The organism is Amycolatopsis sp. MEPSY49, assembly GCF_051337345.1.
In the GTDB taxonomy this organism is placed as follows: domain Bacteria; phylum Actinomycetota; class Actinomycetes; order Mycobacteriales; family Pseudonocardiaceae; genus Amycolatopsis.
Genome location: NZ_JBDLYJ010000008.1, coordinates 228,578 through 254,331 on the forward strand (window position 1 = coordinate 228,578; position 25,754 = coordinate 254,331).

28 protein-coding genes are annotated in these 25,754 nt (G+C 72.8%); 8 read left to right on the forward strand and 20 right to left on the reverse strand.

The features are described from left to right. Window positions 1-121: 121 nt before the first annotated feature. Window positions 122-1,321, forward strand: a complete 1,200-nt coding sequence (locus ABFJ78_RS32155; protein ID WP_436390385.1) for a sensor histidine kinase — start codon at window positions 122-124, stop codon at window positions 1,319-1,321. Then, window positions 1,309-1,965, forward strand: a complete 657-nt coding sequence (locus ABFJ78_RS32160) for a response regulator (protein WP_436390387.1) — start codon at window positions 1,309-1,311, stop codon at window positions 1,963-1,965. Before ABFJ78_RS32155 ends, ABFJ78_RS32160 begins: the two co-directional genes overlap by 13 nt. A 234-nt stretch (window positions 1,966-2,199) precedes the next feature. Here ABFJ78_RS32160 and ABFJ78_RS32165 read toward each other — a convergent pair whose 3' ends face one another. Next, entirely contained in the window at window positions 2,200-3,246 is a 1,047-nt protein-coding gene (locus ABFJ78_RS32165) for an MFS transporter (RefSeq protein ID WP_436390389.1), read from the reverse strand. Between the two features lie 159 nt (window positions 3,247-3,405). Between ABFJ78_RS32165 and ABFJ78_RS32170 the strand changes: the two genes are divergently transcribed. After that, entirely contained in the window at window positions 3,406-3,897 is a 492-nt protein-coding gene (locus ABFJ78_RS32170; RefSeq protein ID WP_436390391.1) for a hypothetical protein, read from the forward strand. 48 nt (window positions 3,898-3,945) lie between these two features. On the opposite strand, the gene ABFJ78_RS32175 is transcribed toward ABFJ78_RS32170, so the two are convergent. From ABFJ78_RS32175 to ABFJ78_RS32210, 8 genes are all read right to left on the reverse strand, one after another. Next, window positions 3,946-4,884, reverse strand: coding sequence for a GlxA family transcriptional regulator (locus ABFJ78_RS32175; protein WP_436390393.1), 939 nt, complete (start codon window positions 4,882-4,884; stop codon window positions 3,946-3,948). A gap of 21 nt (window positions 4,885-4,905) precedes the next feature. Continuing rightward, window positions 4,906-5,472 (reverse strand): TetR/AcrR family transcriptional regulator, encoded by a 567-nt coding sequence (locus tag ABFJ78_RS32180; protein ID WP_436390395.1) that lies wholly within the window; start codon window positions 5,470-5,472, stop codon window positions 4,906-4,908. A gap of 59 nt (window positions 5,473-5,531) precedes the next feature. Continuing rightward, window positions 5,532-6,845, reverse strand: coding sequence for an ABC transporter substrate-binding protein (locus tag ABFJ78_RS32185; RefSeq protein ID WP_436390397.1), 1,314 nt, complete (start codon window positions 6,843-6,845; stop codon window positions 5,532-5,534). Beyond that, window positions 6,832-7,902, reverse strand: a complete 1,071-nt coding sequence (locus tag ABFJ78_RS32190; protein ID WP_436390399.1) for a branched-chain amino acid ABC transporter permease — start codon at window positions 7,900-7,902, stop codon at window positions 6,832-6,834. Before ABFJ78_RS32190 ends, ABFJ78_RS32185 begins: the two co-directional genes overlap by 14 nt. Then, window positions 7,899-8,750, reverse strand: coding sequence for a branched-chain amino acid ABC transporter permease (locus tag ABFJ78_RS32195; protein WP_436390401.1), 852 nt, complete (start codon window positions 8,748-8,750; stop codon window positions 7,899-7,901). Before ABFJ78_RS32195 ends, ABFJ78_RS32190 begins: the two co-directional genes overlap by 4 nt. 28 nt (window positions 8,751-8,778) lie before the next feature. Next, on the reverse strand, window positions 8,779-9,486 hold the full coding sequence (locus tag ABFJ78_RS32200; RefSeq protein ID WP_436390403.1) for an ABC transporter ATP-binding protein: 708 nt from the start codon (window positions 9,484-9,486) through the stop codon (window positions 8,779-8,781). Next, window positions 9,479-10,273 carry an ABC transporter ATP-binding protein gene (locus ABFJ78_RS32205; RefSeq protein ID WP_436390405.1) on the reverse strand — a complete coding sequence of 265 codons (795 nt, stop codon included), beginning with the start codon at window positions 10,271-10,273 and terminating at the stop codon, window positions 9,479-9,481. The genes ABFJ78_RS32200 and ABFJ78_RS32205 overlap by 8 nt, the downstream gene beginning before the upstream one ends. Window positions 10,274-10,434: 161 nt before the next feature. Next, on the reverse strand, window positions 10,435-11,403 hold the full coding sequence (locus ABFJ78_RS32210) for an ABC transporter substrate-binding protein (protein ID WP_436390407.1): 969 nt from the start codon (window positions 11,401-11,403) through the stop codon (window positions 10,435-10,437). Window positions 11,404-11,445: 42 nt separating this feature from the next. Between ABFJ78_RS32210 and ABFJ78_RS32215 the strand changes: the two genes are divergently transcribed. Both ABFJ78_RS32215 and ABFJ78_RS32220 read left to right on the forward strand, forming a co-directional pair. After that, window positions 11,446-11,673, forward strand: a complete 228-nt coding sequence (locus ABFJ78_RS32215; RefSeq protein ID WP_436390409.1) for a hypothetical protein — start codon at window positions 11,446-11,448, stop codon at window positions 11,671-11,673. A gap of 73 nt (window positions 11,674-11,746) precedes the next feature. Then, a complete protein-coding gene (locus tag ABFJ78_RS32220; protein ID WP_436390411.1) occupies window positions 11,747-12,661 on the forward strand; it encodes a Kelch repeat-containing protein in 915 nt (304 codons plus the stop codon). Between the two features lie 4 nt (window positions 12,662-12,665). On the opposite strand, the gene ABFJ78_RS32225 is transcribed toward ABFJ78_RS32220, so the two are convergent. The 4 genes from ABFJ78_RS32225 to ABFJ78_RS32240 all read right to left on the reverse strand — a co-directional run bounded on the left by ABFJ78_RS32225 (window position 12,666) and on the right by ABFJ78_RS32240 (window position 15,626). After that, window positions 12,666-12,929: a hypothetical protein gene (locus tag ABFJ78_RS32225; RefSeq protein WP_436390412.1), complete on the reverse strand. Its 264-nt coding sequence runs from the start codon at window positions 12,927-12,929 to the stop codon at window positions 12,666-12,668. Window positions 12,930-12,940: 11 nt separating this feature from the next. After that, window positions 12,941-13,270 (reverse strand): hypothetical protein, encoded by a 330-nt coding sequence (locus tag ABFJ78_RS32230; RefSeq protein ID WP_436390414.1) that lies wholly within the window; start codon window positions 13,268-13,270, stop codon window positions 12,941-12,943. A gap of 117 nt (window positions 13,271-13,387) precedes the next feature. Beyond that, window positions 13,388-14,632, reverse strand: a complete 1,245-nt coding sequence (locus tag ABFJ78_RS32235) for an MFS transporter (protein WP_436390416.1) — start codon at window positions 14,630-14,632, stop codon at window positions 13,388-13,390. Between the two features lie 19 nt (window positions 14,633-14,651). Beyond that, window positions 14,652-15,626 carry a methyltransferase gene (locus tag ABFJ78_RS32240; RefSeq protein WP_436390418.1) on the reverse strand — a complete coding sequence of 325 codons (975 nt, stop codon included), beginning with the start codon at window positions 15,624-15,626 and terminating at the stop codon, window positions 14,652-14,654. Window positions 15,627-15,766: 140 nt separating this feature from the next. Between ABFJ78_RS32240 and ABFJ78_RS32245 the strand changes: the two genes are divergently transcribed. Next, window positions 15,767-15,940 carry a hypothetical protein gene (locus tag ABFJ78_RS32245; protein ID WP_400884729.1) on the forward strand — a complete coding sequence of 58 codons (174 nt, stop codon included), beginning with the start codon at window positions 15,767-15,769 and terminating at the stop codon, window positions 15,938-15,940. Here ABFJ78_RS32245 and ABFJ78_RS32250 read toward each other — a convergent pair. After that, the gene (locus tag ABFJ78_RS32250) at window positions 15,889-16,503 is read right to left on the reverse strand and encodes a thioesterase II family protein (RefSeq protein WP_436390420.1); all 615 of its coding nucleotides are present in this window, start codon (window positions 16,501-16,503) and stop codon (window positions 15,889-15,891) included. The two genes, ABFJ78_RS32245 and ABFJ78_RS32250, sit on opposite strands and share 52 nt — an antisense overlap. Window positions 16,504-16,686: 183 nt before the next feature. Here ABFJ78_RS32250 and ABFJ78_RS32255 point away from each other — a divergent pair, with 183 nt between their 5' ends. Together ABFJ78_RS32255 and ABFJ78_RS32260 are read left to right on the forward strand one after the other, a co-directional pair. Beyond that, complete coding sequence (locus ABFJ78_RS32255) at window positions 16,687-19,770, forward strand: BTAD domain-containing putative transcriptional regulator (RefSeq protein ID WP_436390422.1); 3,084 nt, start codon at window positions 16,687-16,689, stop codon at window positions 19,768-19,770. Between the two features lie 111 nt (window positions 19,771-19,881). Next, window positions 19,882-20,649: a GntR family transcriptional regulator gene (locus ABFJ78_RS32260; RefSeq protein ID WP_436390424.1), complete on the forward strand. Its 768-nt coding sequence runs from the start codon at window positions 19,882-19,884 to the stop codon at window positions 20,647-20,649. A gap of 105 nt (window positions 20,650-20,754) precedes the next feature. On the opposite strand, the gene ABFJ78_RS32265 is transcribed toward ABFJ78_RS32260, so the two are convergent. From ABFJ78_RS32265 to ABFJ78_RS32290, 6 genes are all read right to left on the reverse strand, one after another. Then, window positions 20,755-22,056 carry a hypothetical protein gene (locus ABFJ78_RS32265; RefSeq protein WP_436390426.1) on the reverse strand — a complete coding sequence of 434 codons (1,302 nt, stop codon included), beginning with the start codon at window positions 22,054-22,056 and terminating at the stop codon, window positions 20,755-20,757. Next, window positions 22,053-22,442, reverse strand: a complete 390-nt coding sequence (locus ABFJ78_RS32270; protein WP_436390427.1) for a PTS sugar transporter subunit IIA — start codon at window positions 22,440-22,442, stop codon at window positions 22,053-22,055. The genes ABFJ78_RS32265 and ABFJ78_RS32270 overlap by 4 nt, the downstream gene beginning before the upstream one ends. A gap of 11 nt (window positions 22,443-22,453) precedes the next feature. Beyond that, the gene (locus tag ABFJ78_RS32275; protein WP_436390428.1) at window positions 22,454-24,073 is read right to left on the reverse strand and encodes a PTS system mannose/fructose/sorbose family transporter subunit IID; all 1,620 of its coding nucleotides are present in this window, start codon (window positions 24,071-24,073) and stop codon (window positions 22,454-22,456) included. 6 nt (window positions 24,074-24,079) lie between these two features. Continuing rightward, window positions 24,080-24,556, reverse strand: coding sequence for a PTS sugar transporter subunit IIB (locus tag ABFJ78_RS32280; RefSeq protein ID WP_436390429.1), 477 nt, complete (start codon window positions 24,554-24,556; stop codon window positions 24,080-24,082). 712 nt (window positions 24,557-25,268) lie between these two features. Beyond that, complete coding sequence (locus tag ABFJ78_RS32285) at window positions 25,269-25,463, reverse strand: hypothetical protein (RefSeq protein ID WP_436390430.1); 195 nt, start codon at window positions 25,461-25,463, stop codon at window positions 25,269-25,271. A gap of 132 nt (window positions 25,464-25,595) precedes the next feature. After that, window positions 25,596-25,727 carry a hypothetical protein gene (locus ABFJ78_RS32290; RefSeq protein ID WP_436390431.1) on the reverse strand — a complete coding sequence of 44 codons (132 nt, stop codon included), beginning with the start codon at window positions 25,725-25,727 and terminating at the stop codon, window positions 25,596-25,598. Window positions 25,728-25,754 lie beyond the last annotated feature (27 nt).

The window sequence follows — 25,754 nt, forward strand, 5'->3', positions numbered from 1 at the left end:
GGTCCCCTTCGTGGTCTACCGGGAAAACTAGGTCCGCGACCAGCGGCGATCGATCCCGTGGAGAGGTGGATCGGGGGTAGCGCCAGCACCACCACGGCGGTGGGGTGGGACACTGTCGCCCGTGACGACCCGCCTGCGCGAGTGCTGGTCGGCGGCTCGTTACCTCGTCGTCGGCGCCGGCACCTCGCTGCTGTCGATCCTGGCCCTCGCCGGGCTCTTCGCCGTCCTCCTGCTGTGCCCGTTCGGCGTCGGCATCCCGTCGCTGGCCCCGGCGATCAAGCTGGCGCGGTGGCCGGTCGGGGTCGACCGGCGCCGGGCCGCGCGCCGGCTCGGCGAGGCCATCCCCGAGCCCTACCGCGACGGCTCGCCGGTGAAGGACCCCGCGACCCGCCGCGACCTCGCGTGGCTCGCGATCCACGCGGCGACCGGGCTGGTCCTCGGCAGCCTGGCGTTCGGCCTGCCGCTCGGCGCGGTCCAGCAGGTCGTCACGGTCCTGATCTGGCCGGTGGTGCCCGGCGGGATCGAGGGCTCGCTCGGCATCATGGTGAACTCGTGGCCGAGCGCGGGACTGGACTTCCTGGTCGCCGCGGGAATGGCCGCGGCGACGCTCCTGCTGCCGCGAGCCGCGCGCTGGCAGGCCCGCACCGCGCGGAACCTCTTGCGGCCGGCCCCCGGCGTCGTGCTGGCCGACCGGGTCGCCGAACTGACCGCGACGCGGGCGGCCGCGCTGGAGGCGCACGGCGCCGAGCTGCGCCGCATCGAGCGCGACCTGCACGACGGCACCCAGGCCCGGATCGCCGCGGTCGTCCTGCAGCTCGGCATCGCCGGCCAGCTCTACGACCGCGACCCGGCCACGGCCCGCGACCTGCTGGTCAAGGCCCAGGACACCGCGACCGACGCGCTGGCCGAGCTGCGGACCGTCGTGCGCAGCATCTACCCGCCGCTGCTGAGCGAGCGCGGCCTCGCCGGGGCGGTGCGCGCGCTCGCCGAGCACTGCCCGGTGCCGACGGCGGTCCACGTCGAGTACGAGACCCACCGCCCGGCCGCGGTCGAGGCCGCCGCGTACTTCGTCGTCGCCGAGATGCTCGCCAATGTCACGAAGCACGCCGACGCGTCCACTGTGGACATCACTCTCGGCGGCACGGCTGCCCTGCTGTCCCTGGAGATCCGCGACGACGGCCGCGGCGGCGCCGACGAGCGGCGCGGCAGCGGGCTCGCCGGGATCCGGCGCCGTGCCGAGGCCTTCGACGGAACCCTCACCCTGACCAGCCCACCCGGTGGGCCGACCGTGCTGCGAGTGGAGCTGCCATGCGGGTCGTGATCGCCGAGGACGACGCCTTGCTGCGCGAAGGCCTGGCCCTGCTGCTGAAGACGGCGGGCATCGAGGTGGCCGCCACCTTCGACAACGCCGAGGGCTTCCTCGAGTTCGTCGAAGGCGACCGGCCGGACGCCGTCGTGATGGACGTCCGGATGCCGCCGACCCACCGCGACGAGGGCCTGCGCGCGGCCGTGCGCGCCCGCGAGATCCACCCCGGGCTGCCGGTGCTGGTGCTGTCGGCGCACGTCGAGACGAGCTACGCGGTCGAGCTGCTCGCCGACGGTGTCGGCGCGGTCGGCTACCTGCTCAAGGAGCGCGTCGGGAAGGTCGAGCGGTTCCTCGACGCGCTCGAGCGGGTCGCCAACGGCGGCACGGCGATGGACCCGGAGGTCATCGGCCAGCTGATGTCCCGCCGCCGCGCGAAGGACCCCCTCGAGGCGTTGACCGCGCGGGAACGCGAAGTGCTGGCGCTGATGGCCGAGGGCTACAACAACGGCACGATCGCCGAGCTGCTCGTCGTCAGCGACGGCGCGGTGCTCAAGCACATCCGCAACATCTTCGCGAAGCTCGGCCTGCCGTCCGACGAGGGTGGCGGGCACCGCCGGGTGCTGGCGGTGCTCGCCTACCTCGGCCGGGACGCGGGGTAGCGCTGGCACTACCCCGGATCCGGGTGCGCACGGCATCGATCCGGGCGCGGGGCGTTCGTAGTGTTCCCGGCATGACGAACACGAACGCACCCACCCGCACCGCCACCCCCGCCCTCCTCTGGGTGGTCCTCGCCGTCAGCGCCGCGGTCAACGCCGGCGGTTCGGTGACCGGCCTCGACTTCACGCTCCGGATGATCGCCGGCGGGATCGCGCTCGCCGCGACCGCCGGGTTGATCACCTACTACGTCCGGCGACGGCGACAGCGGTGCACACCGCGGCGACCCAGAACGGGTTCAGCCCGCCGGCGAGGATCGGGCCCGCCGTCGCGCCGACGTTCAGGGCCGCCGTCGCGTAGGAGCCCGCCATGGTCGGGGCGCCGGTGGCCGCACGGAGGATCCGCGTGATCACCGTGCCGCCGACCGCGAAGGCCAGCGCGCCCTGCGGGAACGCGAGGAACACGAGCGCCGCCGGAACCAGGGCGAGCACGACCCAGCCCCCGAGCAGCAACGACCCACCGAGGGCGACGACCCGGCCGGGCCACCGGTCCGCGAGCCGCCCTGCCGCGGTGATGCCGGCGAAGCACCCGGCACCGAAGAGGCCGAGCACCACCGGCGCGGGCGCGACGCCTTCGCTCAGCGGCGCCAAGTAGGCGAAGACACCGAAGGTGGCGGCGTTGACCAGCGCCGCCCGGAGCAGGACCGGGGCGAGCGGGCGGAGTTCGGCGAACTCGCTCCGCAGGTCGGCCACCCCGCCGGCGGGGGTGTCGGGGACGCGCGACACCGCGGCGAAGGCGGGCAGGCACAGCGCGGCGACGGTCCAGGTGGCCGTGGGCCAGCCGAGCAGCGCCCCGCCGGGGATGCCGGCGGCGCAGGCCAAGGTCGTCCCGCCGAGCAGGACGGCGAGCGCGCGTCCCGTGCGGTCCGGCGGCACGAGCGAGGTGGCCGCGGTCAGCGCGACGGCGAGGAACCCGGCGTAGGCGACGGCGGCGACCCACCGCGTGGCAAGCAGGACGCCGAACGACGAGGTCAGCCCACCGAGGACGTGCATCGCGACGAAGAGGGCGAGAAAGGCCCGCAGCGCGGTCCGGCGTCGCCAGCGCCGGGCGAGGGCGGCCATGAGCGGCGCGCCGGCCACCATCCCGAGGGCGAACGCGCTGGTCAGGTAACCGGCCTGCGCCGGCGTGACGTCGAACGCGGCGGCGATGCCGGGGACGAGCCCGGCGAGCATGAATTCGGACGTGCCCATGGCGAACACGCCGAGGGCGAGGAAGTACAGGGACACAGCGAAACTCCAGGGAACACGAAGGCAAGGGACGCTTTCGTGGTCACCCGGGAGCCCGGGGAAGGTGTGGGAGTTACCGGGCTGCCGGAGTGACCGGCAGCCCCGCCCTGGACGCTTCGGGGCTCGACATGGGACCGACCTTACCGGTTACGGTGAGCCGTGGCGGAACTCGAGGAGCTGGCGGAGACGGCCGCGGTGCTGGATCTGTGCCTGAAGCCGATCGCCGAGCGGCCGATCGACCTATCCGACCCGGGCTGGCAGGAGAAGCTGCGCACCGCCGAGCCACTGGACGAAGCCGGCGTCCGTGCCGAAGCAGAGGAAGCGCTGCGAGCGCTGCTCGGCCACTACGAGCACGGCGACGCCGGGACGCGAGCCGCCGTCCGCGCGGTGTTCGACCGCTGCCCGTCGTTCTCCTGGGCCGCCCACCTGCCGGGAGCGGGCTTCCGCACGCGGCTCCTGCACCTGTCGGCCCGCGACCACGGCCGGGACACCCGCGACGAAATCCTGGCACTGAGGGACATCCGCGCCGAGGCGACGGCGGCCGGGGTGGACCTCCGGCCGTTGCTGCGCGAAATCGCCGAACTCTCCAGCACGGTGGACAAGTACGGCATGGGCTCGATGCGCGACCTCCTGCTCCGCGCGGCGGACTGACGCAGGCCGGCTCGCCTGCCTGTGCCCCCAGCCCGGTCGTGAGCGTCCTCAGAGTGCGCGGAAGCTCGCCCGATAAGCCTGTGGACTGGTCCCCACCACCCGCTTGAACCGCTCCCGGAACGCCCCCGGCGACCCGAACCCCACCAACCCCGCGATCCGGTCCACCGGCTCGCCCGTCGACTCCAGCAGGTGCTGCGCCCGCCGGACGCGCGCCCGCAGCAGCCACTGCAACGGCGTCGTCCCCGTCTGCTCGCGGAAGCGGCGGTTCAACGTTCGCGTGCTCATCCCGACCTGCGCCGCCACCCCCGGCAGCGTCAGCTCCGACGCGCAGTTCTCCTCCAGCCACGCCAGCACCGGCTCCAGCTCCGACCCGCGCGGCGTCGGCGGCACGTCGTGCGCGATGAACTGGGACTGGCCGCCCTCGCGCTCCAGCGGCATCACCGACAGCCGGGCCGCGTCGGCCGCCACCGCCGATCCGTGGTCGCGGCGGATCAGGTGCAGGCACAGGTCCAGCCCCGCCGCCGCGCCCGCCGAACTCAGGAGCTGCCCGTTGTCCACGTACAGCACGTCCGGGTCCACCTCGACCGCCGGGAACAAGCGCGCCAGCTCGGGTGCCGCCGCCCAGTGGGTCGTCGCGCGCAGGCCGTCCAGCAGTCCCGTCTCGGCCAGCACGAACGCCCCCGAGCAGATCGACGCGATCCGCGCTCCGCGCGCCGCCGCCGACCGCAACGCCGAGATCACGTCCGCAGGCAGCGGCGGGTTCGCCGCCCGCCCCGGCACGATGATCGTGTCGGCGTCGGCCAGCCCCGACAGGTCCCACGGCGGGCGCAAGGTGAACATCCCCGCGTCCAGCTCCGGCGCGGGACCGCAGATCCGGACCTCGTACGCGGGCCGGCCACGCAGGAGGGTCCGCGAGAAGACCTCGATGGGCGTCGCCAGGTCGAACGGGACGACCTGGTCGAGCGCGAGGACCGCCACGATGTGCATGCCCCCACGATAGATCGTCCACTATGGACGGAGGCTGCGCAGCATCAGGTTCGCGAAGTGCTCGCCCACCTGCTCCCCCGACAGCTCGCCGTCGGCGTGGTACCACATGCCGAGCCGGTGGATGGCCCCGAAGTGGTAGTTGATCACCAGGTCGGCGGGCACGTCGGCGCGGAAGACCCCGGCCAGCTGGCCTTCGGCGACCAGGTCCCGCACGCGCTCGTGGTAGGTGCGCCGCTCGGCGCGCACCTGGACCTGCTTGGACTTCTCCAGCAGCGGGAACGACTGGAAGAACACCGTCGCCGCGTCGAGGTCGGCGATGCTCGTCACGACGACGTCCGCGACGATCGCGTGCAGCCGCTCCGGCAGCGGCAGGTCCGACTCCGCGATCGTCACCATCCGGCGCGTCTGCATCCGCAGCATCGCCGTGTAGATCTCGAAGAGCAGGTCGTCCTTGGACTCGAAGTAGTGGTACAGCCCGCCTTTGGTGACGCCGGCCTCCTCGACGATCTCGCGGACCGTCGTGGCCTCGAAGCCCTTCTCGGCGAACAGGCGCACCGCCGCCCGCACCACCTTGTCCCGCACGTTCATGTCGCCACCCTATGTGAGCGGGCGGGCCGGCCCGTGGCGCCCACGGACCGGCCCGGTCCTCACTTGCCCAGCAGGTTCACCTGCTCCGGAGTGGCGCGTTCACCGGTGTAGGCCGTGATGGCCCCGGTACCCCGGTCGGTGACCGACGGTGGCTGGATCACCGTCGTCGTGGTGTCCGGGTTGATCTTGAACACGTACGCGCCGGTGTAGCCGGCGTGCGAGTCCTTCGAGAACCCGAACGGCGTCAGCCCCGGCCCCTTCAGCTGCCCGGAGCTCATCGCGTCGACGACCTTCTGCCGCGTCGGGTCCGGCCCGGCGGCCTTCAGCGCCTGCGCGAACGTGTAGGCCTGCACCATCCCGTAGAACAGCGTGTTGGTGAGCGGCTCCTTCGGGATGTACTTGTCGTGGATGCCCTTGAAGTACGTGACCCACGGGTCGGACGTCTGCGCGACGTCGGGCAGGTAGCCGGTGCCGATCAGCCCGTCGAGCAGCTGCGCGCTCGACACGCTGGCGCCGCCGCGCTTGGCGAAGTCCTGCAGCAGCCCGGACAGCGTCGCCGGGTCCGCGCCGATGCTGCTGACGACGAACTGCGGCTTGTACCCGATCTTCGCCGCGGCCAGGATCGACAGCGCGGTGAACGCCGGGATGCACTCGCAGACGACGACCTCGGCGCCCGCGGCCTTCAGCGCGGACAGCTGCGGCGTGACGTCGGTGTTCGCGCTGTCGTAGCCCTGCCGGACGACGGTCTGGTCCTTGACGAACTGGTCGAGCCCGGCCTGGGTGTCGCGGCCGACGTCGTCGTTCTGCGTGAAGTACCCGATCTTCTTGCCCGCGAAGGTGTCCTTGATGAACTTGCCCTGGATCTTGCCCTCGCGCGTGTAGTCCACTTGGTAGCCGAAGGTCATCGGCGCCTTCTGCGGGTTGTCCCACGCCAGCGCGCCCGAGGACACCAGCAGGTCCGGCACGCCTTCGGTGTTGAGGTAGTCGACGACCTTCGAGTGCGTCGGCGTCCCGAGCCCGCCGACGATCGCGAACACCTTGTCCTGCAGCACGAGCTTCTTGACGACCTCGACGGTCTTCGTCGGGTTGTAGCCGTCGTCCTCGACCTTGTAGTCGATCTTGCGGCCGTTGATCCCGCCGCCGTCGTTGATCGCCTGGTACACCGCGCGGGCGCCGACGGAGATCTTGCTGTACCCGGGGGCGGCCGGGCCGGTGAGCGGCTGGTGCGTGCCGATGGTGACGGTGTCCTTCGTGACGCCGACGGCCGAGTCGGCCGCCTGCTGGCCACCGCCGTCGCTCTCCCCCGCGCCGCCGCACGCGGTCAGCGCCAGTGCGAGGGCGACGAACCCCGCGCCGTACCTAGTCGTTCTCATGGTTCTCCTTCTTTTCGGCGGGTCGACGGAGAAGTCCGCGCAGCTTTTGGAAACCACCCTGGATACCTCGGGGGAACGCGAGCACGACGACGATCAGGATCACGCCGTACACCGCCAGCGGGAGGTTGTTGGCCACGTCGGTGTTCAGGTGCAGGACGTCGGCGAGGTCCTCGGACCAGGCCTGGAAGTAGACGAGCGCGACCGCGCCCCACAGCGCGCCCCAGAGGGACCCGAGCCCGCCCAGCACGACCGCGGCCAGCAGGCTCAGCGACAGCGCGGGCGTGAACGAGCCGGGCGCGGCCGTGCCGAGCAGGAACGCCTGCAGGCCGCCGGCGAGCCCGCCGCAGACCGCGCTGATGAGGAACGCGAGGATCTTCGTGCGCCCGACGGCGATCCCGCTCAGCGACGCGGCGACCTCGTCGTCGCGCACCGCGCGGAAGTCGCGCCCGAGCCGGCCGCGCACGACGTTCACCACGAGCACCAGCGCGATGAGCACGCTGAGCCAGACGATCCAGGTCTGCCAGCGCAGCTCCGGGACCGCCACGCCGGACGGTCTGCTGTGGACGGTGAAGCTCAACCCGTTGCTGCCGCCCAGGAAGTCCTGGAACCGGCGGGTCAGCGCGGGCAGCCCGACGGCCAGCGCGAGCGTCGCGCCGGCGAGGTACGGGCCGCGCAGCCGGGCCGCGGCGGCCCCGGCCAGCAGCCCGGCGAGCCCGCCGGCGACCGACGCGAGCAGCAGGTCGGCCCACAGCGGGAACGACGGCACGTGCTTCACCAGCAAGGCGACCGTGTACGCGCCGATGAACATGAACGCGCCGTGCCCCAGGGAAACCTGGCCGGTGAGGCCGGTCAGCAGGGTCAGCCCGGCCACCGCGATCAGGTAGTAGCCGATGGTCGCGATCCGCAGGTTGGTGAACTCGTCGGTGACCAGGGTCAGCAGCACGACGGCGGCGAACGCGGCCAGCGCGAACAGGGTGTGGCGCAGCAGCGGCGGTAACGTCCGCTTCTTCGCCGCCGGTTCCACGCGGGTTTCCGGAAGACTCGTGCGCACCGTCATACCCGCCTCACCTTCGCCCGGCCGAACAACCCGCTGGGCCGCACGATCAGCACGACGACGAGGATCGCCAGTGCCGCGATCGTCACCATCTCCGGCCCCAGGTAACCGGACACATAGGACAGTCCGACGCCGAGCACGAACCCGCCGGCGATGGTGCCCAACGGGTTGTCGAGCCCGCCGAGCACGGCGGCGGTGAGGGCGTAGACGAAGACGCCGTCCAGGACGTTCGGGAAGAGGAACGGCGGGGTGGCGAGCAGCCCGGCCAGCGAGCCGACCGCCGCGGCCAGCCCCCAGCCGACGGTGAGCATCAGCCCGACCCGGACGCCGAGCGCGCGGGCGACGTCCGGGGCGAACGCGGCGGCCCGCATCCGCAGGCCCAGCGGCGTGTACTTGAACACCACCAGCACCAGCGCGGCGATGGCGAGCACCACCAGCACGACGAACAGGTCGTTGGCGGAGAACCGGCCGCGGAAGTCGAAGGCGTACGGGAACGCCAGCGGCTCGTTGGACCAGATCATGCCCGCGATCGCCTGCAGCACCAGCAGAAGCCCGAGCGTCACGATGATCGAGCTCAGCTCGGAGCGGTGCCGCAGCGGCCGGATCAGCAGCCGTTCGGTGGCGACGCCCAGCACGGTCCCGGCCACGATCGCGACGGCGAAGCCGAGCCAGTAGCTGCCCGTCGCCTTCGTCACCGAGTACGCGAGGTACGTCGAGATGAGGGCGAGGGCGGGCTGCGCGAAGTTCACCACCCGGGTGGCCCGGTAGATGATGACCAGCGCGAGCCCGAGCGCCGCGTAGACCGCGCCGGCGGAGATCCCGCCGAGGGTCAGGTCGAGGAATTCCTGCATACCGGACCGTTCTCTCCCTGGTGGTTGCTCAGAAACCGAGGTAGGCGTGGCGGAGGCCGTCGTCGGCCAGGAGTGCGGCCGCGGTGTCGACGGCGACGACCCGGCCCAGCGCCAGGACGTAGCCGCGGTCGGCGATGGACAGCGCGGAGTGCGCGTTCTGCTCGACGAGCACGACGGTGAGCCCGGTCGAGGCCCGCAGGTCGCGCAGGATCCCCATGATCCGGGCGGTGATCAGCGGCGCGAGGCCGAGCGAGGGTTCGTCGAGCAGCAGCAGGGACGGCCGGCTCATCAGCGCGCGGCCGATGGCCAGCATCTGCCGCTCGCCGCCGGACAGCGTCGACGCGGGTTTCGCCGAACGTTCTTCCAGCGGCGGGAAGAGCTCGTAGACCTCCTTGCGGGCGGCCGCGCGGTCGGCTCGGTCCCGCCGCCACAGCGCGCCCAGCCGGAGGTTCTCGTCGACGGTCAGCTCGGTGATGACGCCGCCGCCCTCGGGCACGTGCGCGACCCCGCCGCGCGCGATCCGGTCGGGGGCGAGCCCGGTCAGTTCCCGGCCGTCCCAGGCGATCCGGCCGCCGCGGGCGGGCTGCAGGCCGCTGATCGTGCGCAGCAGCGTCGTCTTGCCGGCGCCGTTCGCCCCGAGCACGGCGGTGATCCCGCCCCGCTCGACCTCGATGCCGACGCCGTCGAGCGCGCGGACGGCGCCGTAGGCCACGGAAAGCTCGTCGATCTCAAGCACTCGGTGCCTCCTCGGCGGGGTCGCCGAGGTAGGCCTCGGCCACGCGGGGATCGGCCTGGATCTCGGCCGGCGTGCCCGCCGCGATCACCTCGCCGAAGTTGAGCACCACGACCCGGTCGCACACCTCCATCACGAGGTCCATGTGGTGCTCGACGAGCACGACCGCCATCTGCCGCCGCAGCGACCGGATCAGCGTCGACAGCTCGGCGAGCTCGGCCGACGACAGCCCGCTCGCGGGTTCGTCGAGCAGCAGCAGGTCGGGCTCGGCCACCAGCGCCCGGGCGAGGGCGACGCGTTTTCGCACGCCGTAGGGCAGGACGCCGGGCAGCCGGTCGGCGAGGTCGGCGATCCCGAGCTCGCCGAGCGTGGCGCGGGCCCGGGCGGCCAGGCCTGCTTCGTCGCGCGCCGAGCGGCCGGCGCCGACGAGCGCGGGGAGGGCGCCGGTGCGGGCGTGGCGGCCCGCGCCGGCCATCACGTTCTCGAGCACGGTCAGCCCGGCGAACAGGCCGAGGCCCTGCAGGGTCCGGACGATCCCGAGGCCCGCGAGGTGTTCGGGGCGGTGCCGCACGAGGGGCTCGCCGCGCCAGACCACGCGGCCGGACTGCGGCCGGACGAACCCGCAGATGACGTTGAAGAGCGTGGTCTTCCCGGCGCCGTTGGGCCCGATGACGCCGACGACCGTGCCGGCCTCGACGCTCAGCCGGACGTCGTGGAGCGCGGTGAGCCCGCCGAACCGGACGGTGAGGCCGTCGACCACGAGCAGGTCCTCGCCGGGAAGGGTCTTCATCGACTCTCCTGTCTTCGTCCCACTATGTGGACTGTGCCGTACCGCGCGGTCGGTATGAAGAGGGTGGAGGGCGGCGCCGGTCGTGTCAAGGCACGAATCCACACGAAAAGGGCGGGAGCGCTCTTCAGCGCACCCGCCCTTTGCTTCCGGTCGTGCCGGGATCAGCCCGTGCTGGCCTGCGGCGTGATCATCGAGGAGGCGTCGAGCTTCGTCTGGACGACGCCCAGCTGCTGCAGCAGGTCCGGCACGCGCTGGATGCGGCGGGCATCCAGAGTGGACCCGAACGCCGGCATCACCATCAGGCTCGCGATGTCCTGGTCCACGTGGGCGTTGCGGACGACGAGCGGCTCGATCCGGCCCCGGTCGACCGCCGCGCGCGTGGCGTTGAGCATCGCGCGCTGGAACGCGAGCATCGTCTTCGGGTGGTCCTGGACCCACTTGCCGGTGGCGCCGAAGCCGGTGAGCGGGAAGGCCTGCGTGCTGCCGCTCGCGGCGTCGATGACCGGGAACGCCCCGGCCGTCTTGGCGGCCTGGGTGAGGAACGGCTCCGGCTGGTAGGCGGCGTCGACGCGGCCCTGCGCCAGCGCGGCCCCCATCTCCGGCAGCGGCATCGGGACCCACTGCACCTTGTCGAACGCGACGCCGTGGTCGCGCATCACCGACCGGGTCAGCACGTCCGACGCGGCGTTCTTCGAGCTGATGGCGATCCGCTTGCCGTTCAGGTCGCCCACCGACTTCACCGGCGAGTTGGGCACGGTGACCAGCTCGTTGCTGCGCGGGCTGGCCGAGGTCGCGTCGGTGACCAGCTTGACGTCGGTGCCGTTGTTCTTCGCCAGGAAAAACAGGGTGTAGGTCGACAGCGCGAGGTCGGCCTGGCCGCCCGTCATGCGGGTGAGGGACTCCTGCCCGCTGGCGGCGGTGTCGGCCTGCACGTCGAGGCCCTCCGCCTTGAAGTAGCCACCTTCCTGTGCCAGCCAGAACGTGGCGAGGTCGACGGTGGCGAAGACCGCGACCCGGATCGACGACTTCTCGACGGCGCCGCCGGAGGCGGTCCGCTGGCTGCACGCACTCACGAGTGCGAGGACGAGCGCGAGCACGGCGAACCGGCGGGTCGAGGCGCGTTTGCGCATGACACTCCTCGGAAAAGAACCACGGGGACCACGGATTCCGGCGTGAAAGCCGTTGATCGCCGGACTGTAGATGACGATTTCCCGGACCGCAAACACGTTGCCGAGAAATACCGCGCCGATGATCACCATCGGAAACAAACCAACGAAAAACCGGCACACAGCGTGATCGATGTCCGCCATCCGGCCCAGCCCACTGCAACGGATGATCGTCAGCGGCGTTCCTCCCGGCCGAGCCATCCGAAAACGGATAACCGGCCGCGGCGCGAATAACGGAAATCGAATCCGTCGTAACAGAAGGGGCCACCACGGAGACTCTGGGCGCGAAAAAAGAGGGGTGGAAACGATGAACGAATCCTGGAAGTACCGGCCGCCGATGCTCTCGCCCCGGTTCGCCCACGAGGTGGCGACCGTCGGCGACGACGTCTTCGTGCTCGGCGGCACGGACGGGAACGTCGGCTACAGCTCGGTGGAGACCCGCAAGCTGACCGGCAGCGGCGAGTGGCACTACGTCAGCCCGATGCCGTTCCCGCGGGGCAACCACGCGGCCGGCGTGGTGGACGGCTTCGTCTACGTCGCGGGCGGGATCGGGCCGGGCGACGCGAGCGTCGACGCGGTCGACCGCTACGACCCGGAACTCGACGAGTGGAGCCCGGCGCCGGCCCTGCCGGTGCCGCTGGCGGCGGCCGCCGCGGCCGGGCTCGGCCACCGGCTCTACCTCGCGGGCGGCGTGGTCGGGGACACCGACGCGGAAGAGCACGCCACGGACGCCGTCCTCGTCCTCGACCCGCGGGACGACCGGCCGCACTGGGTGCCGGTGGCCCCGATGCTCACGCCGCGGGCCCGCTTCCGGCTCGTCGCCGCCGGCGGCGGGCTGTACGCCATCGGCGGGCTGTCCAGCCGGCTGCAGGACGTGCTCGACTCGGTCGAGCGGTACTCGCCGGAAACGGACACCTGGGAGCCGGTGGCCTCGATGCACAAGCGGCGCGCGCTGCCGGGCGTGGCGGCCCTCGGCGACCGGATCGTGGTCGTCGGCGGCGGCCCGGCGGCCGGGGACCCGACCGCGCGCGACCGCACGACCGAGATCCTCGACCTGGGCACCGGGTTCTGGCACCTGCCGGGCACCCTGCTCCCCTACGGCCGGTCGTCGCTGGTCTGCGCGGCCGGCGCCCCGCACCGGGTCCTCGCGATCGGCGGCAGCGCGAACCTCTACGGCCAGCGCGTCACGGTGCCGGACGTGCTGTCGCTCAAGGTGCCCTGAGCGGTCAGCAGAACCAGCCGGCCTGGATCCAGCCGCGCTGGTTCACGTGGCCCATGGCGTAGCCCTCGGCCCAGTCGCCGCTGGGCGAGTACCGCGACAGCTCGAAGTGGTCGCCGCGGTAGAGGGTGCCGATGATGACGCCGGCGGGCTGCGTCCGGACGTAGAGGTCCTGGGCGCAGATCTCGTGCACGGTCCCGGCGCTCGCGGCGGGCGTGAAGGTGATCGCCGCCGCGGCGGCGAGGGCGGTGGTCAGCAGGGCGCGTTTCATCCGTTTCCCTTTCAGTTCAAGGTGAAGCAGTCGCGGAGGAGGAAGCCCCACTTGCTCGTGCCGTGCCAGAAGACGTCGGCCGAGTAGTGGTCGGCGGTGATGTACCGGACGCCGATGTAGTTGCCCTGGACGAGCGTCGCGATCGGGTCGGAGTGGCCCTGGCCGGGGGTGTAGTTGCCGAAGAGGGTGGCGGTCTGGCAGGTGATGTGCGCGGCCCGGGTCGGCACCCAGGGGTCGCCGATCGTGCCGCTTCCACTTTGGACGGTCGCGTGCGCGGGAGCGGCGGTGACGGCGGCAGCGGCGATGGCCAGCAGTGCCGCCGCGCGGATGCGTTTGAGCATTTCGGTCCTTTCCGGACAGAGGAAAGCGTTGTCGGGAAAGGACTACCTGGCGGCGGGGCGCGGCGGAAGACCACGGCGTGACCGCGCGTGCACAGTTCGGGTCCGGCTGTGCACCCGCTACTCCACGGCCGCCTTCGCCGGCGTCGCGAACCGGCGCAGCCCCGGCGTTCCCGCGCCCACCAGCGTCACCGCCACCACGCACAAGAGGCCGCCGCTGACCAGCGCGGCCGTTCCCGACGTCACCCCCGCCACCAGGCCGCCCCGCAGGTTGCCGAGGTCCGGGCCGGCCTGGCCGACGATCTGCTCCGCCGCCGCGACCCGGCCCAGCAGCTCGTCCGGCGTGTTGAGCTGCACCAGCGCCCCGCGCGACACCACCGAAACCGTGTCCGCCGCGCCCGCCAGCACCAGGCACGCCAAGCCCACCCACGGGTCCGGCGCGAGCCCGAACACCACCAGCGCCCCGCCCCACGCGGCCGAGCCGGCGAGCATCACCAGACCCGGCCGGGGCAGCCGGGTGAACGTCCCCGAAAACACCGACGCCGCCACCCCGCCGACCGCGATCGCCGACAGGAACAGGCCGAGCGTCCGCGGGTCGCCGGCGAAGCGTTCGGCGTTCACCAGCGGGAAGAGGCTGATCGGCATCGACAGGACCGTCGCCGCGAGGTCGGTCAGCAGCGCGCCCCGGACGACCGGCGTGCGCACCAGGAACGCCAGCCCGTCCAGCACCCCGCGCAGCCCGGGCCGCGAGGGCTCGCCGCCGGGCCGCATCGGCGGGAGGCCGAAGACGCCGTAGAACGCCATGGCGAACGTCAGCGCGTCGACGACGTAGCAGCCGCCGACCCCGAACCGGCCCAGCAGCAGCCCGCCCAGCGCCGGGCCGAGCAGCATCGCGCCCTGGAACGCGATCCGGTTCAGCGCCAGCCCGGCCGGCAGCTGCTCCGGCGTCAGGAGCCGCGGGACGAACGTGCGCGCCACCGGCCCGCCGCCCGCGACGAAGCACGACTGCACGGCCACCAGGCCCAGGACGAGCAGCACCGGCACGTCCCCCAGAAACCCCTGCACGGCAAGAAGGACCGAGCAGACCGCCTGCCCGGCGGTGGTGACCAGCGCGAACTTCCGCCGGTCGACGCGGTCCGCGAGCGAGCCCGCGAGCAGCCCGAACACCACCACGGGCAGGGCCTGCGCGAGCCCGACCACCCCGGTCCAGACCGTGCTCCGGGTCTGCTCCCAGACCTGGAACATCACGGCGACGAGCGTCATCTGCGAGCCGAAGCCGGAGAAGACGCGGCCCAGCCAGAGCCGCCGGAAGGCCGGCGAGACGCGCAGCGGAGTCAGGTCGACGAAGGCACGGGACAGCGACACCGCAAAACTGTAACAGTGCTTATGTAATTCGGAACTCCAGGATCGACCGGCCACCCGCGTCGGTCACGGAGTCCAGCGCCAGCCCGTGGTCCGACGCGAGGGCTTCGAACTCTTCAACGCGGCGTTCCCGCCCGCCGAAGATCACGAGCATGGCCAGGTCCATGTCAGTCCTGGCCTGCCGCCCGCCGACGGGCTCCACTACGACGATCCGCCCGTCCGGCGCGGCCGCCTCTACGCAGCGGGCCAGGATGCGGTGGGCGTGCTCGTCGTCCCAGTCGTGCAGGATGTCGACCAGCAGGTAGGCGTCCGCCCCGGCCGGGAGCGGGTCGAAGAAGCTCCCTTCCAGCACCGAAGCCCGTTCCTCGAGCCCGTGCTCGGCGAAGGTCGCGGCGGCCGCGGTGACGTCGAGGTCGACCAGCCGGCCCCGCGTCGACGGGTGCGCCGCGAGGATGCCCGCGAGCGCGGTGCCGGGACCACCGCCGACGTCGACGAACGTGGCGAACCGGCCCCAGTCGCACCCGGCCGCGAGGTGCGGGACACCGGCCCGCAGCCGGTGCGCCATCTGCCGGTCGAAGGACTCCCGCAGCGGCGGGTGCGCGGCGAGGTCGGACCAGAAGTCCCGCCCGTACCGGCGGTCGTAGCCGGCTTGCCCGGTGGTGACGCTGTGCAGGAGTTCGGTGAACGCCAGCTCGGCGCGCCCGCCGGCGGTGTCCAGGTTCAGCAGGACGGTCGTCAGGCTGTCACCGCAGAGGTTTTCGCCGAACTCCGTGGTTCGGTAGCCGGCGGGTGTCCGTTCGAAGAACCCGAGCGTCGCGAGGTGTCCGAGCAACAGCCCGAGCGGAATCGACGCCACTCCGAGGTCTTCCGCCAGCCGGTCGACGTTCTCCGGCCGGCGCAACCGGTCCGGTAGCCCGAGGGTCACCGCCACCCGCACCGCCATCGGTGTCGCGAGGCTCGCCATGCGCAGAATCGTGTTCGCGTCGTCACTCCCCATGACGACGCATGGTCGCAGCCCGGCGATTCCCTCCACAAGGGACGGCCGGTGAGCGGACGACCACCGGGAGCAAAGGGAAGCGGATTGGAAGTTCCCTCGGGCAAGATCGACCCGCATCCCGAAGCGTGAGGAGTCGAAACATGAAAGCCCGTGTTCTCCAGGCCGTCATCGGTACGGCCTTCCTGGCCGTCCTCGTCCTCGCGCCCGCCGCGCAGGCGGCCGAGACCCCGCCGCAGCCCGGCCCCTCGATCGGCGTCGGTCCCTACATCGGCGACTCGCCCAAGCCCGGGACGGCCAACGCGGAAACCAAGTAGGCCGCGCGCAGGACGGCGTCGCGCAGCAGCGCGCCGCTGTCCCGCTCGCGCGCGGGGGCGAGCACGAACCCCGCTTCCGTGTGCTCGCCCCAGCCCGCCATCGCGTGCGGCTCGCCGAAGCCGCGGATCGGGCACGGCAGCGGCGGCGCCACCGGCACGTGGGCGTCGCTGGCCAGCAGGCTGACGTCCGCGCGGGCCGCCTGCTCCGGCACCACCCGCGCGGCCCGGTCCGGCGGCGCCTGGTGCGCCACGACGAGTGCCCGCGGGACCCCCAGTCCCGCGGCCACCCGCCGCTGCGCCAGCCGGTAGGCCACCAGCGCGCCCAGCCCCGCGCCGAACAGCACGTGCGGGCGGGCGAGGACCGCCGCCAGCTCCGCCGCGAGGGCCTCGACGAGCAGCCACATGTCCCGGTAGGGGTGTTCCCCGCTGCGCTCGCCGCGGCCGGGCAGCTCGACGACGTGCACGGCGATCCGCGGATCGCGCCACGCCCGGTACCGGCCGGCTGCCTCCCCCGCGTCCGGGAAGCAGACGAACAGCAGCCGCTCGGCCTCGTCGGTGTCCACCCACGGCCTCCTTTTCCCTTCCCCCGCCGTTGCCGATCCGACCAAAGCAGGCCGCCCCGCGGCGGCGCGCGACCGTTGCTGCGGAGCGATGGCCGTGACTGCGGTCGGATCGGCAACGAGCTGCACAGTAGGGTCAGATATGGCACTTCCGTTCCGCTTCGGTCGGCCTTCTGGGGGCTACTCGTGCGCTACCGCCTGCTCGGACCGGTCACGGTCCTCGGCGACACGGGCGCCGTCCGGCCCGGTGGCCAGAAGCAGACGTCCGTGCTGGCCGCTCTCCTGCTGAACCCGAACCGCGTGGTCAGCGAAGACCGGCTCATCGACCTGACCTGGGGCGAGAACGCGCCGCCGAGCGTCCGCGGGCGGCTGCAGGTGCACATCTCGGAGCTGCGGAAGCTCCTCGGCCGCGACGCGATCGTCCGCCGCGCGCCCGGTTACGTCCTGGAGGTCGCGCCTGGCGACCGCGACCTCGACGTGTTCGACGACGAGGTCGCCCTGGCCAGGGCGACGTCCGGGCCGGCCGCCGTCACGCACTTGCGCGCCGCGCTCGCGCTGTGGGACGGCAGCCCGCTCGGCGGGGTGAGCGAAGCGCTGGCCGCGCACGAAGGCCCGGCGCTGGCCGAACGCCGGCTCGTCGTCCTCGAGGAGCTGTACGAGCAGGAACTGGCTTCCGGCCGGCACGGCGAAGTCGTCGGGGAGCTGCGCCGGCTCGTCGAGGAGCACCCGTTCCGCGAGCGGCTGCGGGCCGCGTTGATGCTCGCGCTGCACCGCTGCGGCCGCACGCCGGAAGCCCTCGACACCTACGCGCGGGCGCACGAGCTGCTCGTCGACGAGCTCGGCATCGAACCCGGCCAGGCCCTGCAGGACCTGCGCCTGCGGATCCTGCGCGGCGAAGGCGAGCCGGCGCCCGCCGCGGCCCCGGTCGTGCCGCGGCCCGCCGAGCTGCCGCTGGACGTCCGCGGGTTCACCGGCCGGGCGCCGGAGCTGGCCGCGCTCGACGAGCCCGGGGACGTCTGGGTGATCACCGGCACCGCCGGCGTCGGCAAGACCGCGCTGGCCGTGCACTGGGCGCACACCGCGCGGGCGCGCTTCCCCGACGGCCAGCTGTACGTCAACCTGCGCGGCTTCGACGCCGACGACGAGCCGCTCACCCCCGCCGCCGCGCTCGCCCAGCTGCTGCGCACCCTCGGCGTCGACCTGCGGGACGTGCCGCCGGGCATCGACGACCAGAGCAAGCTCTACCGCTCGCTGCTGGCCGACCGGCAGGCGCTCGTCGTGCTGGACAACGCCCGCGACGCCGCGCAGGTGCTGCCGTTGCTGCCGTCGTCGGGCCGGGTGCTGGTGACCAGCCGCCACCGGCTCGACGAGTTCGTCGCGCGCACCGGCGCCCGGGCGCTGGGCCTCGCGCAGCTGCCCGAGGACGACTCGCGCGCGCTGCTCACCGCGCTGCTCGGCGAGCGGGCCACGGCCGAGCCGGACGCGGCGGACGAGCTGGCCCGGCTCTGCGGGCACCACCCGCTCGCGCTGCGGATCGCGGCGGCGAACACCGGGGTCGCGAGCCTCGGCGAACTGGTCGACGAGCTGCGCGGCGACCCCCTGGCCCAGCTCGGCTTCGACGGCGACGAGGAAAGCGCCGTCGCGAAGGCGTTCTCGGTGTCCTACCAGGCATTGCCGCCCGGGCTGCGGCAGGCGTTCCGGCTGCTGGCGCTGGTGCCCGGAGCCGACTTCACGGCGATCGCCGCGGCGGCCCTGCTGGACGTCCCGGCCGAGGAGGCGGCCCGGCGGCTGCGCGGGCTGACCGCGGCGAACCTCATCGAGGCGCACGCGCCCCGCCGCTACCGGTTCCACGACCTCGCCCGGCGCTACGCCGAGCGGTGCGTCGGCGCCGACGAAGACGAGATCGCGCGGGAAAAGGCGTGGGAGCGGCTGTTCACCGGCTACTGCGCGGCCGCCGACGCCGCCGTCGCCCTGCTGGGCGCGCGGATCGTCACGCTGCCTCGCGAAGACGCCCCGGCGGTGCCGAGCCCGGTCGCGTTCGCCGACGCCGCGGCCGCCGTGGCCTGGCTGGACGTCGAGGCGACGAACCTGGCGGCGGCGCTGCGGCTGGCGGCGACGCGCGGGCCGTACCCGGCGGCGTGGTACCTCGCCGACGCGCTGCGGCGCTTCTTCCACGACCACGGCCGCCGCGCGGAGTGGCTGGAGCTGGCGCCGATCGTGCTGCGCGCGGCGCGCGACCACGGCGCCCAGCCCGCCGAAGCGCTGGTGCACCTGAGCGTCGGCGGCGCGTACTTCCGCGAGGGCCAGCACGAGGCCGGCATCCGGCATTCGGAGAAGGCGGTGCTGGCCAGCCGGGCCTGCGGCTGGCGCGAGTGCGAAGCGACGGCGGTCGCGAACCTGGGCTCGATGCTGGAGTGGACGGGCCGGCTGTCGGAGGCCGTCGAACACAGCCGGCGCGCGATCCAGCTGTTCCGCGAGCTGGCGAACTCCTCGGGCGAGGCGCTCGCGCTGAACTCGCTGAGCTGCCACTACCGCCAGCTGGGCCGGCTGGAGCAGGCGGAAGACTGCCTGTGCGAGGCGGTCGCGCTGTGCCGCCGGAAGGAATTGCGGTTCTGGGAAGCCGCGAACCTCGCCGACCTCGCGTGGGTGCTGCTGGAAACGGGCCGGTTCGACGAGGCGGGCGACGCGGCCGAGCGGTCCCTGACGGCGTTCCGCGAACTGGGTTCGAGCTTCGGCGAGGCGACCGCGCTCAACGCGTTGAGCGCGTTGCAGGGCGCCCGCGGCGACCACGCGGCGGCGACCCGGACGGCGCAGGATGCCCTGGACCACGTCCGCCGCGACGGCGACCGCCAGGTGGAGGCGGCGGCGCTGATCGCCCTCGGCCGCGCCTCGGAAGCCGGCGGCGACCTGGAGCTGGCGGAGCGGGTGCTTTCGGAGGCCCGCCAGCTGGCGGTGGAGTCGGGGCTGCGGGGCCAGCTGGCGGAGGCGTCGGCGACGCTGGCGTGGGTGCTGGCGGCGGCCGGCCGGGTCCCGGAGGCGGGCGAGCACGCGCGAACGGCGTTGGACGCGGCCCGCGCGGGCGGGTACCGGCTGCTGGAGGCCCAGGCCCTGCTCGGGCTGGCGGCGGTCGAGGGCGCGGCCGGCCGCTCGATGCTGGCCGCCGGGACGGCCCGCGAGGCCCGCGGGCTTTACCGGTCGGTCGGGCACGTCACGGGCGAGGCGCTGGCCGAACGGTTCCTGGCGGACCTCGCCCGCCGGGCAACGGGCTGAGCCGGTTCCCCCTCCCGGCGGCGGCCGGGCTGCTCCGGCCGGGAACTCCGGGCACGGCGCCACCGGATGAGCGGTGTTACCCACCGGCCGATGGCGCGACATACTGAACCCATGCCCCGTCCCAAACACGTCCCCGCGAGCGATCTCCGGCTCCCGGACGCGCTGCAGCCGGGGCGGCCCAAGGGCGACCAGCTGCGCGAGATCCTGGAAAGCGTCGCGACCGAGGCGGGGCCCGGGCGGCTGATGCCGTCCGAACGGTTCCTCGCCGAGCACTTCGGCGTCGCCCGCGGCACCGTGCGGCAGGAGATCAACCGCCTGGTCTCCGACGGCGTCCTCTACCGCCAGCACGGGACCGCCACGTTCACGGCCGAACGCCAGGTCGCGCACATCGACATGCTGACCTCGTTCACCGAGGACATGAAGGCACGCGGCGTCGTCCCGAAGACGAAGGTGCTGCACGCCGAGGTCGAGTCCGCGCTCCCCCGCCTCGCCGGCCGGCTCAACGTCCCCCCGGGCGCGCGCGTGTTCCACCTGGAACGGCTTCGGTACGTCGACGACGAGCCGTTCGCCGTCGAGCGCACCAACCTCTCGGTCGACCGGTTCCCGGGCATCGAGCTGTTCGACTGGGAGACGCAGTCCCTGCACCGCACGATCGAGGAGCGCTGGGGCGTCCAGGCGGAGTGGAACGACACGGCGATTTCGGCGGTCCTCCCGGACACCGGCGACGCCGAACTCCTCGGCATCGAGCCGAGCCAGCCGTGCCTGATCATCGAAGGCACGCTGCACGATCAGAGCGGTGGTGTTATCGAGGCCGGTCGGTCGTTGTACCGCGCGGACCGGTACACCGTCTTCACGCAGGCGCGGCGCAGCCCGGTCTGAGCGAGGTTCTTGTATCCCTTCCGGCACCCCGAAGCCGTCATTGTGACTACGGCTTCGGATCGGGGTGCGCGGGGGTCTGGGTCCTCGTCGGTGCCTGTTCTCGTGTCAGCTCGCTTGATGAGCTCGCAGCAGCTTGACGCAGTGCTCCACCAGCTTGTCGCCCGCGTCGGGCTCGAACAGCGTCACGTACGACTCGTACACGCCGTTGCGGTGGCCGTCCGCGTCGGGCAGGTAGCCCAGGTAACCGTCGGAGTAGCCGATCACCCGCGTGTGGCGGAACGGGCTGCCCTTGCGGATCCGCAGGCCCAGCGACGCGAACAGCTCGAACGGCGTGTGCAGCCAGGCGATCTCCCCCAGCGATACCACGCTGACCGGGACCTCCGCGCAGCCCGTCGGCCGGTCGGTGGCCGCCATCGCCGCCAGCATCGCGCAGCCCTCGTAGCGCGTCTGCGCGATCCGGACGGCCGGGTGGTCCTCGCCGTGGTGCGCCAGCTCTCGCTGCCACTCCCGCTCGGCCGACTCCCGCAGCTCCAGGCTGTCTTCCAGCGACGGCACATCGCGGTAGGGCAGGTGCAGTGCCGACCGCGTCAGCCGGACCGGGCCGGTCTCCGCGCCCGATGAGGCCGCCGCCAGTGTCCGGGCGATCGACGTCGCCAGGTGGCCGCCGAGCGTGCGGACTTCGTCGTGGTCGCGCCCGCGCCGGACGAACCGGGAGCTCGCGTCGCCCGCCGCGCCCTGCAGGAACGCCGAGACCGGCTGGCCGATCAGCGCCGCCAGCTCGCGCCGCGTCGCGCCCGGCCAGTCGGCCGACCACGTGAGGTTGTCGGGCCCGAGCACGGTCGGGTGGCTCGCGTAGTCGAACAGCAGCGCGGCCGGCGTACCGTCGTCGCGGCGCAGCTCCAGCACGCCGAACGACGTGTCGTGCGGGCCGTCGCGCCGGTAGCGGTTGCTGCCGACGGCTTCGGTCGACCCCGCGTGCCAGCGGGCCCGGACGCGGCCCCGGCACGCGCGCAGCCGCAGCGCCGCCCCGGTGACCGTCTCCGCCATGCGGCCGACCAGCCCGGCGTCGCGCCGCCCCGGCAGCCCCGGGTGCAGCGGGCCGGTCCAGCCCTCGGGCCCGGAATGCGTGTGCGACGCGCAGAGGACCACGCGCGCGGGGTCGATGCCGACCGCCGCGGCGACGGCGTCGGCCAGGGTGCGGGTGAGGCCGGCGTCGACCGCGAGCGCGTCGAGCGCCACCCACAGCACGCCCGGGTCGTCCTCGGTGGACAGCCAGATCAGCGACGCCTCGAGGTCGTCGTGCGTGCCGGTGGCGACGCCGTGCCGGGCCAGGTAGCCGCCGAGCGGGTGCCCGGGCCCCGGCGTGATCCGGACGTCCTGCGCGGCCAGCAGGAGCGCGGCGGTCACCAGGTCGATTCCAGGACGTCGACGACGCCGTCGCGGCCGGCGGCGCGGGCCACCCCGGCGAGCTCGGTGACGTCGTCGGTCGTGTGCAGCAGGACTTCCAGCAGCATCGGCAGGTTGAGCCCGGACACCAGCTGGAGGCGCGGGTGCACGGCGGCGAGCGCGCGGACGGCGTTGAACGGCGAGCCGCCGTGCAGGTCGGCGAGCACGAGCGCCTCTCCTGCCCCGCCGAGCAGCGCGAGCAGCCGGACGCCGAACTCCTCCGGGCTGTCGTGCGGGCTCAGCTCGCAGACCTTCAGCCGCGACTGCGGCCCCAGGATCATTTCGGCGGCTTCCCCCACGCCGGAGGGCAGCCGCCCGTGTCCGGCGAGGACGATCGGGACGGACATGGCGGTGTCTCCTAACCCTTTGCCGGGGCCGACGGCGCGAACCAGCCGAGCCACCCCAGGATGACCCCGGCGACGACGACGATGGCGATGATCCAGACGGGCCGCAGGCGGGCCTTGGCCGTGAGCAGGTACACCCCGGCGGTGACGAGGACCGGCAGCAGGAACGGGACGAGCTCGTCGAGCCGGTCCTGGATCGCGACGGCCTGCGTCACCGGCTGCCCCTGGACCGTCGTGGTCTGGCGGTAGGTCAGCGTGGTGACGACCTTGACGATCGACGGGATGAAGCCGCCGAGCACGACGAACCCGAGCACGGTCGCCCCCTGCGCCACGCGCGCGAGCGCGCCGGCGGCGAGGCGGCCGGCCAGCCGTTTCCCTTCGCGGTAGGCGAACCCGAACTGCCAGCGCCGGATCAGCGCGTAGGGCACGAGCACCATCACCGCGGCGAAGGCGGGGCCGAGCCAGTTGCCCTGCAGCGCCCAGGACGCGCCCATGGTGAAGACGATGCTGTTGTACAGCGCGAAGACGACGGTGTCGCCGATGCCCGCCATCGGGCCCATCAGCGCGACCTTGGTGCTCGCCGCAGACTTCGGCGTGCCGGCCTCTTCGAGGGCGACGCTGGAGCCGAGGATCAGCGGGCCGCCGACGAGCACGGAGGTGTTGAAGAACTGGAGGTGCCGCTGCAGGCCGGCGACGTAGTCGGCCTTCTCCGGGTAGAGCCGGCGCAGCGCCGGTTCCATCGAGTACGCGAACCCGAGGGCCTGCATCCGTTCGTAGTTCCAGGAGATCTGGCTCGACCAGAAGTACCGGCGGAAGACCCGCCGCAGGTCCTGCTTGGTCAGCCGGGCGTCCACAGTGGACTCTTCGGCGGCGCTTTCCGGGACCTCGATCGCCGGTTCATCGCGCTTGAGCGTCACGAACAGCATCGCGACCGCGACGCCGATCAGCGCGATGCCCAGCAGCGGCACGTGGAGGTAGGCGAACGCGACGAACCCGATGAGCAGCAGGTACCAGTACCGCGAGAGCTCCATCATGCCCAGCAGCAGCGCGAACCCGACGGCGGGCAGCAGCGACCCGGCGAGCGTCATGCCCTGCACGAACCCGGCGGGGATGCTCGCGGTGATGTCCTTGACGAGGCCGCCGGACGCGGCGAGCGCGGCGAGGAACGTCGGGATCGCGCGCACCGCCGCCCACGGCACCAGGCTGACCCAGTGGATCACCGCGAGGCCGCGGGCGTTGCCGTCGGCGGCGTACCCGTCGGCCCGGTGGACCAGTGCGGTGGTGATGATCTTGCCGACCGGGTCCAGCGCGGAGAGCAGGATGGCGGCGGGCAGCCCGACGCCGAGCCCGATGGCGACCTGCGCGGACGTGTCGCCGGCGGCGCCCGCGGCCAGCGCGGTGCCGACGATGGCGCCGGTCTGGTAGTCCGGAATGGTCGCGCCGCCGTAGGTGTAGACACCGAGGGCGGCCAGCTCCAGCGTGGCGCCGATCAGCAGGCCGAGCAGCGGGTGCCCGACGATCAGCCCGGCGACCGAGCCGGCGATGAGCGGGCGCTGGGCGTAGATGAGGAACGGGCCGAGCCCGTCGTAGGTGCAGTAGATCGCCCAGAGGGTCAGGGCCAGCGCGACGAGCATGCGGGGCTAAAGCCCTTTCCGGTCGAGCAGCGGGACGAATTCGGCGGGCTTGTCCTGCGGCATGAGCTGCGTGACGAGCGGGACGCCGGCGGCGGCGAGCTTGCGGTAGGCGTCGGCCTCGTCCGCGGTGACCGCGATCGAGCGCGTGACCATGGTGTAGGCGGTGCCCGGGCGCGGCGCGACGTTCCCGACGTTGACGGTTTCGGGCTTCAGGCCGCCCTCGACCAGCCGGAACGCGTCTTCGGGATCCTTGGCGAGGATCATGACGTCGGTCTCGAGCGTTGCTTCAAGGGTTTCGGCGACGGTGAGGACGTCGGTGGGCAGCCCGCGAGCAGCCTGCGGAAGCAGCATCCGCTGCAGGTCGTCCGCGGCGACGTCGTCGTTGCAGACGACCAGCCGGCGCACGCCGAGCCGCCGCGTCCACGCGACGGTGACCTGCCCGTGGACCAGCCGGTTGTCGATCCGGACGTGTACCCCCGCCATGCGTCTCCTCCCGGCCGGCAGCGTCCATACTGGTTCGTACCAGTAGTTGTGTCAACGCTGTCCGTGACCGGCAGTGTCGAACGACGGCTTCGCGCGGCCGACGGAAGGACCCCTCAGACCTTCCGTCGGCCCGCGAGCGCGAAGCCCCCCTCGGATTTACCCGGACCCTCCCATAAAGGTATATACCAGTATGGGCGTACGAGATCGACTGTCAAGACCTGCACCGATGATCGGTACGAAGATCATTTTCAATCGGTCGACCGAAATGCCGCAGAGGCCGGGTCGCCAGACGACGTGAATGACTCATTCATGTCGCCTGGCGACATGAATGAGTCATTCACTACGTCCAGCGGGCGGCGGCCGTGGGCGATTCACCCCAAGCTGTCCGCTCTTGTCAGTGACAGCCCATTCACGCCCCGCCTATCATCCTCAGTGGTCTAGACCGCACTTCTCGTCCCCTGCCGTACCGGGAAAGGCGGAACTCCCCCATGACCGCGAGATCCCTGCGTCTCGCCGCGCTCAGCGGCGCCCTCCTCATCGCCACCTCGCTGCTCCCCTCGGCCGCCGCCGCGGGTGACGGCACCGAGCAGCTCCCCGACCACCTGCGTCACCAGTCAGCCGCCGCAAAAATGTCCACCGTTTGCGACGGCGACGGCACCAGCGGCAAGCGCGTCCAAGCCCTCTACGTCCGCGGCAGCACCCAGGCCGACCGCTACAGCCAGTTCGTCGGCCAGTTCCAGACTTTCGCGAGCCAGATCGACGACGGTTTCGTCGAAGCCGCGTACCGGCTCGGCGGCGGCGTGCGGCACGTCCGGTACGTCACCGACTCCAGCTGCCGCGCCACCGTGAACAACGTGACCATCGCCCAGTCGGACATGGCCACCGTCGACACCATCACCAACGCCATCAAGGCGCAGGGCTACAACCGCGCCGACCGCAAGTACATCGTCTGGTACGACAAGGACGGCTGCGGCCTCGCCTTCGGCAACGGCGGCAACGACAGCCCCGGCTCGGGCAACCCCTACAACGCCGGCCCGCACTACGCCACCGTCGGCACCGGGTGCTGGTCCTGGCAGGCGACCGGGCACGAACTGCTGCACACCCTCGGCGCCGTCCAGGGCAGCGCGCCGCACTCCAGCGCCTTCGGCCACTGCTGGGACGACGAGGACATCATGTGCTACGACGACGGCGGCCTGCC

Bases quoted from the DNA above. Each gene is read 5' to 3' on its own strand.
- ABFJ78_RS32160 (WP_436390387.1), top strand. From the start codon at position 1,309: ATGCGGGTCGTGATCGCCGAGGACGACGCCTTGCTGCGCGAAGGCCTG.
- ABFJ78_RS32175 (WP_436390393.1), bottom strand. From the start codon at position 4,884: ATGCACATCGTGGCGGTCCTCGCGCTCGACCAGGTCGTCCCGTTCGAC.
- ABFJ78_RS32180 (WP_436390395.1), bottom strand. From the start codon at position 5,472: ATGAACGTGCGGGACAAGGTGGTGCGGGCGGCGGTGCGCCTGTTCGCC.
- ABFJ78_RS32185 (WP_436390397.1), bottom strand. From the start codon at position 6,845: ATGAGAACGACTAGGTACGGCGCGGGGTTCGTCGCCCTCGCACTGGCG.
- ABFJ78_RS32190 (WP_436390399.1), bottom strand. From the start codon at position 7,902: ATGACGGTGCGCACGAGTCTTCCGGAAACCCGCGTGGAACCGGCGGCG.
- ABFJ78_RS32195 (WP_436390401.1), bottom strand. From the start codon at position 8,750: ATGCAGGAATTCCTCGACCTGACCCTCGGCGGGATCTCCGCCGGCGCG.
- ABFJ78_RS32205 (WP_436390405.1), bottom strand. From the start codon at position 10,273: ATGAAGACCCTTCCCGGCGAGGACCTGCTCGTGGTCGACGGCCTCACC.
- ABFJ78_RS32210 (WP_436390407.1), bottom strand. From the start codon at position 11,403: ATGCGCAAACGCGCCTCGACCCGCCGGTTCGCCGTGCTCGCGCTCGTC.
- ABFJ78_RS32220 (WP_436390411.1), top strand. From the start codon at position 11,747: ATGAACGAATCCTGGAAGTACCGGCCGCCGATGCTCTCGCCCCGGTTC.
- ABFJ78_RS32225 (WP_436390412.1), bottom strand. From the start codon at position 12,929: ATGAAACGCGCCCTGCTGACCACCGCCCTCGCCGCCGCGGCGGCGATC.
- ABFJ78_RS32230 (WP_436390414.1), bottom strand. From the start codon at position 13,270: ATGCTCAAACGCATCCGCGCGGCGGCACTGCTGGCCATCGCCGCTGCC.
- ABFJ78_RS32240 (WP_436390418.1), bottom strand. From the start codon at position 15,626: ATGGGGAGTGACGACGCGAACACGATTCTGCGCATGGCGAGCCTCGCG.
- ABFJ78_RS32245 (WP_400884729.1), top strand. From the start codon at position 15,767: ATGAAAGCCCGTGTTCTCCAGGCCGTCATCGGTACGGCCTTCCTGGCC.
- ABFJ78_RS32260 (WP_436390424.1), top strand. From the start codon at position 19,882: ATGCCCCGTCCCAAACACGTCCCCGCGAGCGATCTCCGGCTCCCGGAC.
- ABFJ78_RS32270 (WP_436390427.1), bottom strand. From the start codon at position 22,442: ATGTCCGTCCCGATCGTCCTCGCCGGACACGGGCGGCTGCCCTCCGGC.
- ABFJ78_RS32275 (WP_436390428.1), bottom strand. From the start codon at position 24,073: ATGCTCGTCGCGCTGGCCCTGACCCTCTGGGCGATCTACTGCACCTAC.
- ABFJ78_RS32280 (WP_436390429.1), bottom strand. From the start codon at position 24,556: ATGGCGGGGGTACACGTCCGGATCGACAACCGGCTGGTCCACGGGCAG.
- ABFJ78_RS32285 (WP_436390430.1), bottom strand. From the start codon at position 25,463: ATGGCGTTGGTGATGGTGTCGACGGTGGCCATGTCCGACTGGGCGATG.
- ABFJ78_RS32290 (WP_436390431.1), bottom strand. From the start codon at position 25,727: ATGTCCTCGTCGTCCCAGCAGTGGCCGAAGGCGCTGGAGTGCGGCGCG.